We start from the raw sequence: 13,873 nt of genomic DNA, 5'->3' as shown, positions 1-13,873 counted from the left end.
GTACGATAAAATGTAGAAAAGATAGTAGTCATGTAAGGAAGTGAAAAAGATGAGAGGTCCGTTCATTGTTTCGAATTGTCAGGTGGTCACTGAAGAGTTGGTGCTGAATAATGGATTTGTAAAAGTGAATAAAGGAACGATTATAGATTTTGGCTCCATGTCAGAACTGACCCATCAAGATAAGGATGAATATGAGTTAATCACATTTCCTTCTGGATACTATATCATTCCGGGAATGATAGACCTTCATATTCATGGACTTAATGGAGCTGATGTTATGGATGGAACCATAGAGGCTTATGACGTAATCGCTACAAGCCTTCCATGTGAAGGAACAACAAGCTTTTTGGCTACGACGGCGACTGATAGTGAGGCGAAAATCCAGAAGGTATTACAAAATGTTCCACATTATCTCCGCTCAGTTAAGCAGAGTGGTAAAGCAGAAATGCTCGGAATCCATTTAGAGGGTCCATTTATATCAAAGGAAAAAGTGGGTGCACAACCGCTAGAACATGTGATAGAGCCAGATGTTAGCCTATTCAAAAAGTGGAATCAGATTAGTGAAGAATTCATAAAAGTTGTCACTCTAGCACCAGAACTAGAAAATGGTTTGGCATTAACAAAATATCTAGCTGAACAAGAAATCATCGCCTCGATTGGACATTCCAATGGAAGTTACGAGGTGCTTCATGAGGCTTTGTTAGCAGGTGCCTCTCAGGTCACTCACCTTTTTAACGCGATGTCTGGCGTTCATCATCGTGAACCCGGGATTGCTGCTGGAGCTCTTTTGCACAAGGAATTAATAGTAGAGGTCATTCCGGATGGAATTCATGTTCATCCTAAAATGCTAGAGCTAGTTTATCAGATAAAGGGAAGTGACAACATTTTAGTTATCACTGATTCAATCCGGGCAAAAAATTTAGAGCCAGGAACCTATGATTTTGTAGGGCAAGAAATTAAAGTAGGGAAAGATAGAGCTACTCTTTTAGATGGAACTCTTGCTGGAAGTATATTAACGATGGAAAAGGCTCTTCAAAACATGCATGAATTCACAAATGCCTCTATAGATGATTTAGTAAAGATGACTTCTACTAATGCGGCTAAACGATTAAAGCTGGAGCATCGAAAGGGAAGTATTACCAAGGGGAAGGATGCAGACCTTGTTATATTAAATGAGAAGCTAGAAGTCGTCATGACAATTTGTCGTGGTGAAATTGCTTTTAAAAAGTTTACATAGTTATACAATTGTTTATCGATTTATTCAAAGGTTTTTGTTAGAATGGAGTAATTAGTTAAAACGGTACATATTGCCACCTATGGATGTTAAAACTGCACTAATGCTTCTAAGTAGTATCGTTTCCAAATGAAAGAGGTTGATAAGAATGGATAAACGGATCGGATTTATTGGCTGTGGAAAGATGGGGCAGGCCATGATCACAGGAATGCTGCAATCATCGTTAGTGAAACCCAATCAAATCATTGGAAGTGCTCGTTCAGATGAAACATTACTGCTAGTAGAACAAAAGTATAATATCAATGTAACTCTTTCAAACCAAGAAGTAGCGAGTTCGTGTGATTTCCTTTTTATTGGAGTAAAGCCTCATTTATATAAGGATGTTCTACAAGAAGTGAAGAATAATGTAAATAAAGAAACGATCATTATCACGATTGCTGCAGGAATCGATATTGATTTTATAGAAAGTCAGTTTGATCATGAAGTGAAAGTAGTACGATCAATGCCGAACACACCATCCTTAGTAGGTGAGGGCATGAGTGTGCTATGTGTGAATCATTTAATAACGGATGAAGAAAAGGAGCAAGTAACAAGCTTGTTCAATAGCTTTGGTAAATCCGAAATTGTGGATGAATCCTTAATGGATGCGATTCCTGCTATAAGCGGATGTTCTCCAGCCTATGTATATATGTTTATCGAAGCACTAGCCGATGGCGGAGTGATGAACGGGATTCCAAGAAAAATGGCTTATAAGCTAGCTGCTCAGGCAGTTCTAGGTTCTGCCAAGATGGTACTAGAAACAGATAAGCATCCTGGTGAATTAAAGGATGAGGTTTGTACGCCTGGCGGAGTTACGATTGAAGCGGTTGCTACCCTAGAAAAACAGCAATTCCGTGGAGCTGTTTTAACAGCAATGGAAAATGCTACAAATAAATCACGACAATTAGGAAAAAAGTAACCCAGCCGTGGGTTACTTTTTTGTTTTTAGTAAATAAGGGGCTAAAAAGACAATACCTATAAAGTAAAAGGCTAAGGCCAAATAGGCAGGAAATAAATGAATAAAGTCTAAGTATCCAATAAAGAAATGTGTCAAAATACCTGCTAAAAATGCAGGGACAGCACCGACTGTTAATGTCCACAATACCCAACGCTCTCCCTCACGGATTCCCCAAAGTGATAGCATCAAGACCAACAATCCTACGCTTAATAGTGCACTTCCAAAGCCAGCCCGGTCATGAGCAATCACAGGAATAAGCCTGCTGTTAAATTCATTTAATTGCTCAACAGACATACATAGATAAGTGAGGTCCGTCGAGACGAAGACTGATGTAGTTCCAATTATGGAAATAACGATGCCACCAATGGTTAATGAGAAGCCCAATATAACAAAAGAAAGCTGGCCAATCAAACTGACTTTCCAGCTGATATGGTTCCTAAGATTGATTCCACTTGGTGTGAGAGTTGCTTCTTTGGTTTTATAATGACCTAGTATAAATAAGGGCAATAGGATGACCCAAAACAAAGCATGTAGCCAGTCAAAATAACCATAACCAATGAATAATAAGATTCCTAAAAAGCCTATGATTCCTCCAATGTTGACAGCCTTTTTTGTCCAATGAAGTCCTCGTCTTATTCCGTGTTTAGCAAGCTGCATATATAGAAACCCACCAGAGATCATCGTCCCAGCAAGGGTCATTCGGTCATGTGCCATAAAATTAAGAATGAGTGGATTGTATTCGACAATTTCTCCTCTTACCATTTGTAGAAATAGTTCATCATAGGGTAAAACCACTTTAGTCATACTGAACAAAAGAGTAAGAAAACCAGCTAATAGGATGCATAACCCAAACAGCCAGTACCAAATCCAACCTTTAATTTCTAATTGCTGATTGGAATCTCGATGTTGCAACGCTTCGTTAATCCGTTTAGGTAAGCCGGGGCCCGTGAAAATATACTCAAAGCCTAAAAGAATAAGCGAGGCTCCTTCGTCCAATAAATCTAATGCATCTTTTGGCTCCTTAACTCCACCAACGGTGAGAATAGGTACCTGTATGCCAAGCATGTTCATGTGATGAATAAGCTTTAGGTGGGCTGATTTGAGTTCCTCTCCTTGCTTAAGTTGAGGGTCCTCTAACATAATCCCATCTATAGAGGATAATATAGAATGATCATGATTGAGCAAGTCACTTAATTCATCGTGTTTGAATGAGACTATTACTCCTTTTCCACCAAGTTTTTTTTGGAGTTCCGATAAAGTAACATCGGTTAATTCTGGACGATAATTGATGATGAAACCGTCTGCTTGGGTGAAAAAGGTGTTAATAAGCGTCTGTATATCATGGAATGAACCATCTAGTCTACAGAGAAACGGAAGTCTTTTCTTTTTTATCAAACTTAGTTTCTTCTTAGCTTCTTCTAATCCTATTGAAATGGAGCTAGATTGATTAATCTGGTTGTCGTTCTTCGTTATTTGACCCTCTTTGTTTCCTTCTATTGTAATCGGACCAATCTCAATAAATCCAAACCCAAGGTGTTGAAATGCATTAATTCCAGTCAGCTGAGGGTCAATCCTGCCGCTAAGCCCGACTGAAGATGGAAAAGAGGTATTGAACAATTCCTTTTTACTAGTAGAGGGTGTCTTCATATGACCAAGGAATTCAATGAACTTTTCTCCAAATGGAAGAGCTGATATCATATTCATCGAGCGGTGGATCAATTCTCTGCTGGTAGCAGGGTGTATTGAGTTTAAAAGTGGTTTAAAAACCGTGTGATATGACCAATCTGGCATCAAAATCATCCTTAGCATAACATTATAATTATTATTTTATCACATATAATAAATCAGAATAATTAGATAATTTTGCTCAATTTTTGAAAAACTATAGACAAAAGTAAAAAATGGAAATATAATTAAGTAATAATTTAATTAGCCTCGGAACAAAAGGGGAGTAGCTTAACAATAAAGTCGTCATGCCGTGATTTTCGCAAGATCACCGGCTTTATTGGACAACGGAGCGTTGTTGGCAAGACCTTTATCATGCGAATGGTAAAGGTCTTCCCTTTTTTAGGAGCCTTTACCTGTTATGGTGGAGGCTTTTCTTCATGTATGTAAGCTTTCTTACTGAGATAAAAAGAGAGTGCGCAGAGTTGGCTACTATTTAAAAAGAGATATATACAAGGGGGAAATAAAAAATGGAGTTATTTTCAGCTGAATTTTTCTCTGCATTACTGGCGATTATTATGATCGATTTAGTATTAGCAGGTGATAATGCGATTGTAATCGGACTTGCAGCTAGAAACCTTCCAAAGCATATGCAAAAGAAGGTTATCATTTGGGGAACAGTAGGGGCAATAGGAATTAGAGCACTTGCAACAGTATTAGTTGTATGGTTGTTAAAAATCCCAGGATTATTAGTAATTGGTGGGGTACTACTCCTTTGGGTAGCTTATAAATTACTTACGGATGAAAAAGATCATAACGTTGAAGCAGGATCTAATTTTTGGGCTGCTATTCGTACAATCATCATTGCAGACGCACTAATGGGTCTTGACAATGTGTTAGCAGTAGCTGGTGCAGCTCACGGTAGCTTCCTATTAGTTATTCTAGGATTACTGATTTCAATTCCGATTGTTGTTTGGGGAAGTACAATTATCCTTAAATTTGTAGAGCGTTACCCAATTATAATCACGATTGGGGCTGCAGTATTAGCATGGACTGCCTCTAAGATGATTGTAGGGGAACCATTCATGAAGCCTTACTTTGAAAATTCTGTAATTAAGTATGGTTTTGAAGCACTAGTGGTTGCTGCAGTAATTGGCTTAGGCGCTTATGTAAAGTCAAAACGAAAAACACCTGAAAAGCAGGCTGCTTAATATAATAGTAAAGCGACAAGTTCAAGTGAACTTGTCGCTTTTTTTATCTTGAATGTACCTCATAAATTCCAAATTTAAGATAGCTACCTTCCTCTGCAGCTAAAAGCTTCGGATGGTCATAGCCTGCACCGCTCCAATGAAGTTCTCGGAGTACTTTCCTTGCATCTGCAGCCGCATCCTGAAGCATCTCTTTAAACTGATCAGAACGGACATGGAAAGAGCAGCTTGCAGTAATGAAATATCCACCTTCTTTAACTAGCTTTAACCCGTTTAAATTAATATCCTTATATCCTCCTAATGCTTTTCTTACTGCATGAGCAGATTTTGCAAAAGCAGGTGGATCAACAATCACTACATCCCATTGCTTTCCTTCATTAACTGCTTCTCTTAGGTAGTCAAATGCATTAGCCACCACATAATCAACGTTTTTATAACCGTTTAATTCTGCATTTTTCTTTGCTGTTTCAATGGCATGTTCTGAAATATCAACAGCTGTAACATGCTTCGCTCCGTAAGAACAACCATTTAGCATAAAGGAACCGGTATGTGTAAAGCAGTCTAACAAGGTGGTATCAGATGTAATAAAAGGCTTGATGGCCGATCTATTTTCACGTTGGTCAAAGAAAAATCCAGTTTTTTGACCATCTTTTATATCGACTAAGTACTTTACATTGTTTTCTTCAATGACTACCTCTGTTGGTCCATCACCATACCAAAATCCCTTTTCTTGTTCAAGACCTTCAAGCTCACGAACATACACATCATTCCTTAGGTAAATTGCTTTAGGCTTGAATGTCTCTAATAATCCTTTAAGGATCCATTCTTTTCTGACTTCCATACCTAGAGCCATAATTTGAACAACTAGTGTGTCCTCATACTTATCGACAACTAGACCTGGTAGAAAATCTGCTTCACCATAAATAGCTCTACATGAATCAACATTTGGAATTAATAATTTTCTAAGTTCCCAAGCCTTTTGAATTTTATTAATGAAAAAGGCTTCATTTATTTCTTCTTCTTTGTATGTAAGAATTCTAACAATCATTTGCGATCTTGGATTAATATACCCTTTTCCTAGAAAATGCATTTGATGGTTGTATACATCCACGATGTCACCAGGTTCATATTCACCCTCAATTCGATTAACCTCACTCTGATAAACCCAAGGATGTCCTTGCTCTATACGTTTTTTTCTTTTTCGTTCCAAAATTACTTTTGTCATTTTCACCACTCCGAATCATAGTCGCTATCCATCATAACATTAGTTTTACCTAGTGTCAGATTTTTTAAATGCTTTTTAATATAGTAAGTTGTTTTCGTTAGAGTACACTAGCTTTTTGCGGGTATAAAAAAGGCGTGAATCAATATCGATTCACGCTAGTACATTATGCTGATGAGCTTTTCCCTAGTTAGGAATATAAGGCTCGTTACTTACTTATAAAAAGTTAATTGATTTTTCCCATGGTCTTTTGATAAATAGAGAGCTTTATCGGCATGTCGGATTGCCGTGTACGGGTCTTCATTTTCATTATCCCATAATGAAATTCCGATACTACAGCTAATGTTAATTACTTCTGTTTCCACTTCAAAAGGCTTATTTATTACTTCAATTATACGATTTCCAACCGCTTTACCTTCTGAATGACCATTAGCAGAATTCGACTTTACCACAATGAGGAATTCATCACCAGACAAACGACATACAAATTCATTACTACGTAAACAGCCCTTTATTCGGTTGGCAACGGCCTTTAATAATAAATCTCCGTGATAATGGCCTAAAGTATCATTTACTGATTTGAACCCGTCAAGGTCAACATATAAAAATAATAGATGTTGATTAGGGTTTTGCAAAGTTCGGATTGCCTCTTCTATATACACATCAAGTGCTAATCGGTTAGGAAGACCTGTCAACTTATCCTGGTGAGCAATCATTTCCATTTTTCCTAAATCGGTCTCTGTTTTAACCAAAGTTTCGATTAAATGGCGAAGTGAGGTAGAAAGGATTTCAATATCTCGGATTCCCTTTTTTATAGGAATTTCTAATTTTTCACCATTTTTCAATCTGTCTGCTGTCACTGCAATCTGCTTTAGTGGATTAGATATAATTCCAGCTAAGTACCAGCCCATTACAGCAAAAAGGACTGTAGAAAATAATCCCAATGTTATGATGTTTTCTTTTAGTTCTTGAACGGAGTAAAAGGCAACTGCCTCTGGTTGGCGAGTAATCACAGCCCAATCTAGTCCAGGATAATTAAGAAATCCATCAGCCAGCGCGTAACCTGTCACATAATGTTTCCCATCAGGCCACTGCTCTATAGACCAACTATTTTTATTGGTTTGTGCTTGGTTCACAGCATTAATGTGTAATGGCTGCCCAATCATATCTCTTGGTCCCAAAAGGATCGTGTCATCATTTTTACTGACAATAAAGACTTCTAGTTCCTTTTCTTTTTTCTGAAGAGGTTGAATCACAGTTTCGGTTATCTCCTCAGCCCATTCCCAGCTTAAGTGGGATGCTAGGACGCCAACAAGTTCTCCTTCTTTGTTTTGTACAGGAGCACTTATGTCAACAAATTTAATAGGTTCACCAGTTGGATTCGGAAGAAGTTTAGCGAGTAATACCGCTTCATGAACATCACCGATAAAGGTATCTTCAAGAGCTTCGTAATAAACAGGTCTTTCAGATATATCCATTCCTTTTAATATATCATCGGTTGATGCTAGTACTGTTCCTTGATGGTCGGTAAAGCCGATCCAAGAGAAGGAAGGAAAGCTTGTTTTTAACTCATTTAATAAATCAGTGATTGACTGTATATTGTTAGCATCTCGTAAAACGTCTAGCTTAGTAAGGACGGTAATTTCCCCGTAACGGGACCACATAAACTGATCTAATTTATCAGCCATTTGAAAGGAGTCTCTTGCTAAGTTTTCGCCAATTTGCTTTTTAACTTCCTGTCCAGATTCTTTACTTATTGTAAAACTAAGAAAAGCAGTTAAAACTATAGTAAATAATGAAAAAATAATAACGAAATATGTTCTAAGTGTAACGGACATCACTATAATCCCCTTTTTTGTTTTACCCAGTTTTATTTTAACAGAAAGATGTCATATTTTGTCGACTTTTTTGGTGCAAACTAAATGATAAGCTCAGTACTGTACAGATTGATGGGAATTGTAAATAATAGTAGTAACTTACAAATTTGGAGGAGAAGAATGGATAAGGATTTAGAAGAAAAAAACGAAGGTCCTTTTGAGCATGAGAGGGAAGACTTTGACTACGACGCCTTCTTCAACGAAGAATATGATGAGAAATATGAAGAGTTAAAAAAGAAAAAGAAAAATCGCAAAAAAGTATACTCTAGAGTAATTGGTGGGATTCTTGTCTTGGTATTATTGGTCAATGGTCTTGCGATATGGCCTAAAATTATTAACCTACCAGCTGTTGAATTCCTTGCTGTATCTGCTAGGTTGTCACAGCAAGAAAATATTAAAGAGATGAAGCAGTCAGTTGTAACGATTGAATGGGCTGGGGTTAAGGGGACCGGCTTTAATGTTGAAGCAAACGGTCTTATTATAACGAATGAACATGTGGTTGACCATACATCGAATGTGAATGTTCACTTTAAAGCAGGTGATTCATATGCAGGCAAAGTGATTGCTACATATCCTGAGCTTGATATTGCGATTGTTGATATTGAAGCAAATGACCTACCTGTTTTACCTTTTAACTTCACAAAGAACTGGCAGGTTAGTGACCATGTAACCTTTATTGGAAATCCACTCAGCTTTACTCAAATAGCGAATGAGGGAGAAATCATAGGGGAAACAAAATTATCAGGATGGGACCTTCCTGTCATGATGATTGAGGCTCCTATTTATAAAGGAAACAGTGGGAGTCCGGTGATTAATAAGAACGGCGAGGTAATTGGTGTAATATTTGCCACCCTGCAAAATCCAGATATTGATACAAAAGAGATTGTTGGAGTTGCGACACCGTCTAGTTATCTAGAAGAAATAATAAACCAGGTGACTGATTAGCTTAAACCGTTCAGATTTGAGGTGCATATGAACGAAATGACATAGAAAATGGCGTGTGAAATGACCACGCCATTTTTGTTATTCTGACGAGCTTTTCTGAATTTATCCCCTTCAATTGACACCCAAATGTTTAATAGTGTTTACTTGTGAAAATACTTGTTGTACAAGAAAAAATCATTGTCAATTTGACTGTCAACTCTATTGTCATTTGGGTGGTCAATTTTATGAAGTTCATTGAACCAAAAGAGGATCTAGGTAAGAAAGTTGATTGGAAAGTAACAGACCACACTAGAGCGATTGTTAAATACTATGCAGAATATACCCACTTAAATGAAAGCGAGATTGTTGACCGTTTTTTGAAAAATATTTTAGAAGATGAGAAATTTCTTGATTGGATCCTTCGAAAACGCAGAAATAAGAGAATGATTGAACAATTAATGATTAACGAGGAAAAGATAAGTGGCTAAATTAAAGAGGTTGGTCGATAGAACGGACAATCTGGTTGAAATTGAAATACCGGTGTCTCAGGCTGAATTACTCGAACGCAAGGAGTTTTATGAAAAATTACAGCCTAACCGTTTTGCAACGAAATTTAGACATACATTGTTTCGACCAGGTTAAGGTCTTTTTAAAAGGAAAAGAGTTTGTAATTCAAATGAACTGCTGTATAAATCCATTTTGTTCAAGCGTCGGGTTACCCCAAATGAAACATGACGCTAAGGGTAAACCCCAAAGATATAAATTAGATTCTGATAGCAAAACAAGTAAAAGAATGGCGATTTGTAACAGATTATGATGATTCCTCAATAATATCTGCGTTAATGAGTGTCTTTTCAAAGAAGTGAGACTTAGCGATTTACATCATTTCATTTATAAATTGGAAGACAAAAGTAATTCACTACCAGAAAATATACAGGATTATAGAGATGCGCGGACTGAACTAAAGGAACGGGCAAAGTCATTAGGTATGGATGAAAAAAGCATATTCCAAATAGCTCGACTTAAGCTTGAAGATGAACTAAAAAGCCACCCCTTTTTTGAAATAGTGAATAAAGAAGAGAAAACATTTCGTAAATGGGCTCAAACCCCAATTACACATCCACTTCCTTTTAAGGATACCGGTTGGGCCACAGTAGATGTTACAACAGATGTAAGTTCAATGGAACCAGGAGAGCTTGCTAGACTCATTCAAAAGGTAAACAACAAAGCAAAAGATACTTTTATTAATCAAATTCGAAGAGGTATTACCATATTAGAAAGACCGCTAGTATCTGCAAGAGGAGATGGAAAAAGTTATATCTACTCTAATTTTAATCCTGAATATGCCCAATACGGATTACTATTTTTAGGACATATTACAATTTCTGTTCACCTTATAAAGCCTATAAAATGGATCAGAAACTCACGCCAGCTCAAAGAATTGGAGTTGCAGATAAAGCGTATGATTGGAAAGATATAATTTACTTCAGATAAAAGGAAAGGCACTTTGGATGGTTAACGGGGGCATTTCTTCAAGAAGGAGAAGTGCTATTTTTGTGGGATTTATTAACGGAGCAGTTATTTGGATTAAAGGAATGGCACTCGTTAAGTATGATAGAAAGAGGCAGTCCAAAACCCTTTCGAGCTTACCGAGTGCCTCTTTTCATCTATTCATTCTAAATTAGAGTTACTTAATTGTCAGTTCTCTCATTTACTCCCTTTTTCTTTAAGTACCCCTTGTGTATTTTATGATAACCTGCTGTACTGAAAGGGCATACTTTAATACAGTTTGCACAACCAAAATTTGCAGAGAAATATTTAATGCATGTTTTATAATCGATACACGTTATATCTCCATTTTCATTCATTTGTGGTTCAGTGTTAATTGCTTGAACTGGACAGCTTCGAACACATTTTCTACAGTATGAGCAAAAATCTCGTACCCATAGGTGTGGATTTTCTGTCTCGACAGAAAACGTATCAATATCTGTATAAATGGTACTTATTCGAACTCTAGCTCCGGCATCAGGTGTAATTAGAAGTCCATGATATCCGATTGCTCCTAAACCTGCTAATTCACCAATTGCAACGTAATCCATTTGTCCTCCCATTGCCGTGCTTGGATAGGCAGAGTACCCTTTTTCTCGAATAAACCCACACACTTCATTTGAAATGACAGCCAAATCACCGTATCCCTTTGCTACTTCAGCAAAGCATTCAAAGCTCGGGGCAGTTTGGATTTTTTCATTGTCCATCTCAACAGTGAACACGATTGCGTTTTGATGAGGTATTGATTTACCTTTAAATACTTGCTTCAAAGGTAAATCCTTTACGAACTTTACATCAATTGCTCCTAATCTTTGAGCCAATTGTTTTATTTCATCAAAAACTTCCATTGGAGCTTCTGTTTGTTTCGATTCAACTCTTTTACTATAGTAACGTTTACCATTCCACATTCCCTTCATTAATCTAGCCATTCTAGGCGCAATTTTTAATTTTTGTGAAAACGTAAAGTTTTTAACCGATGTCTCATTCTTAGGAATTAATGGTGCAAAAGAACGACGTGGCTTTGAATCAGCTGCTGAATGAACTAGTTCTCCAAAATTTCGAGGCTTCGTTTCCATGAATTCTATGAGATCATCTAGATTTCTTACCTTTTTCTCCAGTAATTCTGTCATTTCCAATCACCCCTCTTGGATGTTCTCTTTAATGTTGCCTTGCTCATTTTGTGGTATTGGTTTAAAAGCCGAAACAAATATGATTAAAAAACTGATCCATGAAATATTAAATAGAGCTAGGGTTGGCCCATCAAAACTTAAAGATTTTCCAAAATACAATAAGTTGCGGAGACCTTCTACACTAAATCGCATTGGCAGCCAAGAGTGAATCCAGTCTCGGTAAAAGGCAGACATAAATTCAGGAGGCATTGATAAAAGTGGTATCCCAAAGAAAAAGAGTAAAGCGAATACTCCAATACCTTTAAAACCAAACCAATTAGTTACGGCGGATATTAGCAAAAAGAAAGTTAAATAGGATAAGCTCACAAATAATGCTGTGTCTAAAAAGTTTGGAATATGGAAGCCTAACCAACTGTCCAAAATACCGGTTAACCCCAATCCAACAATAAAGGATAAAAGAGATCCAGCAACAGTCTGAGTGAGTTTTGATAAGAGACTTTCTCTTCTGTTTACCATTTTCATTTTCCTCATTGAAAAGAAGACAATAGCTGCCCCAACGATGCTACTCATCCAAAGTGGTTGAATGAATGAAACAGGTGCATTCCCGTTTGCACTATGTTTTCCAACTGCGTTAACATTTGTTTCAGTCACAGTAAGTGGATCTATTAATAGAGCAACCTGATTAGCTGGTATATTCTCTCCTTTCTTTTCAAATCCAGCAAGTAATTGCATTGACACATTTTGACTGATGTTTTCAGTAATTCCGGTAAGCATTTGTCCAGCCATTCTTGCGGCTGTAGCATTCATCCCCTCATTAATTAATATTTCAATGTTAGGTGAAGAAGGTTTTGGTGATTGAAGTGAAGCTTGGTCTTGGCTAAAATCGTTAGGGATGATGAGTGCTGCATAATACTCTTTATTGTTCAATCCTTCCATAACCGTGTCTCTATCTGATATAGATATCCAATTAATAATCGTTTCTTCATTAGAGTTTTCTCTGGACATAGATTGAACTTTTTCAACAAGTGCATTCCCCATATTCATTTTCCCTTGCTTCGGAATTTCAACGCCTTCATCTTCGTTGACGATGGCAATCGGCATATTCTTCGGAGTAGGGTTAATAGATGGAACCAATGTAAGTGAAAAAATAAGAGCAACTGTAAGGACAAGTAAAGGTGACAATACTACTAATTTTTGTTTAAAGAATTTCATAACAATCTCTTCCTCCTTATAATGAACACTGTGTTGATTAATGACCACAGTATCTATTATAATTTGTATATTAATGAATTCAATAATCAGTAATTACGTTATTGTTGTGAAATCAACACTTTAAAGGTCTTCTGTTCATAATCTCTAAAAAAATTCAAAAGTGGGTGTGTAAAATGTCAGAACAAAAGGTTGACCGTCGAATTGCTCGCACGAAAAGATTGATTCGGGAGGCACTAGCAGTATTAATAGAGGAAAAGGGGTTTGAATCAATTACAGTCAGAGATATTACAACAAGTGCAGATATAAATCGTGGCACTTTTTATTTGCACTATCAGGATAAGTTTGATTTGCTAGAAAAATGTGAAAACGAAATTTTCCATGAAATTGAAGACATTGCAAAGGATATTAAAGTGGATGATTTAAGGAAATTTAGTGAAAATCAGAAACCGCTTGCGTTTTCAGTAAAATTACTGGAGTACATTAAGGACAATGCGGCTTTTATGAAAGCAGTCCTTGGACCGAATGGAAATGTGGCCTTTCAGATTAAGCTAAAGGAATATATTAAAACAAACATCGGGAAGGTATTTTTAAAAGAAGTAGAAGTAAATGAAGATCGCATGAAAGTGCCTAGAGAGTATTTGCTCTCTTATATAGTTTCAGCCCACTTAGGTGTCATACAACAATGGCTACAAAATGAGTTAAAGGAAACTCCACAAGAGATTGCACGGTATATAGGAATTGTCACAGTAGAGGGACCGTTTCAAGCAAGTGGTTTTAAGAAATAATAATATTTATTTATTGGAGAAAGTATTTAAATGAAGAACAAATAGTTTATTAATTTAAAGGGAGTTTATTT

12 protein-coding genes are annotated in these 13,873 nt (G+C 36.8%); 7 read left to right on the top strand and 5 right to left on the bottom strand.

What is annotated here, in order from left to right; genetic code table 11:
* Nucleotides 1-49: 49 nt before the first annotated feature.
* Both nagA and proC read left to right on the top strand, forming a co-directional pair.
* The gene (nagA, locus tag M1D60_RS17760) at nucleotides 50-1,237 is read left to right on the top strand and encodes an N-acetylglucosamine-6-phosphate deacetylase (RefSeq protein ID WP_456276164.1); all 1,188 of its coding nucleotides are present in this window, start codon (nucleotides 50-52) and stop codon (nucleotides 1,235-1,237) included.
* Nucleotides 1,238-1,382: 145 nt separating this feature from the next.
* Entirely contained in the window at nucleotides 1,383-2,192 is an 810-nt protein-coding gene (gene proC, locus M1D60_RS17755) for a pyrroline-5-carboxylate reductase (protein WP_456276163.1), read from the top strand.
* A gap of 12 nt (nucleotides 2,193-2,204) precedes the next feature.
* On the opposite strand, the gene M1D60_RS17750 is transcribed toward proC, so the two are convergent.
* Complete coding sequence (locus M1D60_RS17750) at nucleotides 2,205-4,022, bottom strand: dihydroorotate dehydrogenase (RefSeq protein WP_456276162.1); 1,818 nt, start codon at nucleotides 4,020-4,022, stop codon at nucleotides 2,205-2,207.
* A gap of 404 nt (nucleotides 4,023-4,426) precedes the next feature.
* On the opposite strand from M1D60_RS17750, the gene M1D60_RS17745 reads away from it, so the two are divergent.
* Entirely contained in the window at nucleotides 4,427-5,107 is a 681-nt protein-coding gene (locus M1D60_RS17745) for a TerC family protein (RefSeq protein ID WP_456276161.1), read from the top strand.
* A gap of 43 nt (nucleotides 5,108-5,150) precedes the next feature.
* Here M1D60_RS17745 and M1D60_RS17740 read toward each other — a convergent pair whose 3' ends face one another.
* Both M1D60_RS17740 and M1D60_RS17735 read right to left on the bottom strand, forming a co-directional pair.
* Nucleotides 5,151-6,329, bottom strand: a complete 1,179-nt coding sequence (locus M1D60_RS17740) for a class I SAM-dependent rRNA methyltransferase (RefSeq protein ID WP_456276160.1) — start codon at nucleotides 6,327-6,329, stop codon at nucleotides 5,151-5,153.
* Nucleotides 6,330-6,538: 209 nt separating this feature from the next.
* Nucleotides 6,539-8,164 (bottom strand): diguanylate cyclase domain-containing protein, encoded by a 1,626-nt coding sequence (locus M1D60_RS17735; RefSeq protein ID WP_456276159.1) that lies wholly within the window; start codon nucleotides 8,162-8,164, stop codon nucleotides 6,539-6,541.
* A gap of 159 nt (nucleotides 8,165-8,323) precedes the next feature.
* Between M1D60_RS17735 and M1D60_RS17730 the strand changes: the two genes are divergently transcribed.
* The 3 genes from M1D60_RS17730 (at nucleotide 8,324) to M1D60_RS17720 (ending at nucleotide 10,607) form a co-directional block, all read left to right on the top strand.
* Nucleotides 8,324-9,148, top strand: coding sequence for a S1C family serine protease (locus tag M1D60_RS17730; RefSeq protein ID WP_456276158.1), 825 nt, complete (start codon nucleotides 8,324-8,326; stop codon nucleotides 9,146-9,148).
* Nucleotides 9,149-9,372: 224 nt separating this feature from the next.
* Nucleotides 9,373-9,615 carry a hypothetical protein gene (locus M1D60_RS17725; RefSeq protein ID WP_456276157.1) on the top strand — a complete coding sequence of 81 codons (243 nt, stop codon included), beginning with the start codon at nucleotides 9,373-9,375 and terminating at the stop codon, nucleotides 9,613-9,615.
* 374 nt (nucleotides 9,616-9,989) lie between these two features.
* Complete coding sequence (locus tag M1D60_RS17720) at nucleotides 9,990-10,607, top strand: hypothetical protein (protein WP_456276156.1); 618 nt, start codon at nucleotides 9,990-9,992, stop codon at nucleotides 10,605-10,607.
* A 211-nt stretch (nucleotides 10,608-10,818) separates the two neighbouring features.
* Here the strand turns inward: M1D60_RS17720 and M1D60_RS17715 are convergent, their stop codons facing one another.
* Together M1D60_RS17715 and M1D60_RS17710 are read right to left on the bottom strand one after the other, a co-directional pair.
* Nucleotides 10,819-11,805: a 4Fe-4S dicluster domain-containing protein gene (locus M1D60_RS17715; RefSeq protein ID WP_456276155.1), complete on the bottom strand. Its 987-nt coding sequence runs from the start codon at nucleotides 11,803-11,805 to the stop codon at nucleotides 10,819-10,821.
* 6 nt (nucleotides 11,806-11,811) lie between these two features.
* Nucleotides 11,812-13,017, bottom strand: a complete 1,206-nt coding sequence (locus tag M1D60_RS17710; protein ID WP_456276154.1) for a YhgE/Pip domain-containing protein — start codon at nucleotides 13,015-13,017, stop codon at nucleotides 11,812-11,814.
* 173 nt (nucleotides 13,018-13,190) lie between these two features.
* Between M1D60_RS17710 and M1D60_RS17705 the strand changes: the two genes are divergently transcribed.
* Nucleotides 13,191-13,802, top strand: coding sequence for a TetR/AcrR family transcriptional regulator (locus M1D60_RS17705; RefSeq protein WP_456276153.1), 612 nt, complete (start codon nucleotides 13,191-13,193; stop codon nucleotides 13,800-13,802).
* Nucleotides 13,803-13,873: the final 71 nt, after the last annotated feature.

The organism is Bacillus sp. AK128, assembly GCF_053903075.1.
This window is presented reverse-complemented; position numbering and strand designations above follow the sequence as displayed.

Bases quoted from the DNA above. Each gene is read 5' to 3' on its own strand.
- proC (WP_456276163.1), top strand. From the start codon at position 1,383: ATGGATAAACGGATCGGATTTATTGGCTGTGGAAAGATGGGGCAGGCC.
- M1D60_RS17730 (WP_456276158.1), top strand. From the start codon at position 8,324: ATGGATAAGGATTTAGAAGAAAAAAACGAAGGTCCTTTTGAGCATGAG.
- M1D60_RS17715 (WP_456276155.1), bottom strand. From the start codon at position 11,805: ATGACAGAATTACTGGAGAAAAAGGTAAGAAATCTAGATGATCTCATA.
- M1D60_RS17710 (WP_456276154.1), bottom strand. From the start codon at position 13,017: ATGAAATTCTTTAAACAAAAATTAGTAGTATTGTCACCTTTACTTGTC.
- M1D60_RS17745 (WP_456276161.1), top strand. From the start codon at position 4,427: ATGGAGTTATTTTCAGCTGAATTTTTCTCTGCATTACTGGCGATTATT.
- nagA (WP_456276164.1), top strand. From the start codon at position 50: ATGAGAGGTCCGTTCATTGTTTCGAATTGTCAGGTGGTCACTGAAGAG.
- M1D60_RS17740 (WP_456276160.1), bottom strand. From the start codon at position 6,329: ATGACAAAAGTAATTTTGGAACGAAAAAGAAAAAAACGTATAGAGCAA.
- M1D60_RS17705 (WP_456276153.1), top strand. From the start codon at position 13,191: ATGTCAGAACAAAAGGTTGACCGTCGAATTGCTCGCACGAAAAGATTG.
- M1D60_RS17750 (WP_456276162.1), bottom strand. From the start codon at position 4,022: ATGCCAGATTGGTCATATCACACGGTTTTTAAACCACTTTTAAACTCA.
- M1D60_RS17725 (WP_456276157.1), top strand. From the start codon at position 9,373: ATGAAGTTCATTGAACCAAAAGAGGATCTAGGTAAGAAAGTTGATTGG.
- M1D60_RS17735 (WP_456276159.1), bottom strand. From the start codon at position 8,164: ATGTCCGTTACACTTAGAACATATTTCGTTATTATTTTTTCATTATTT.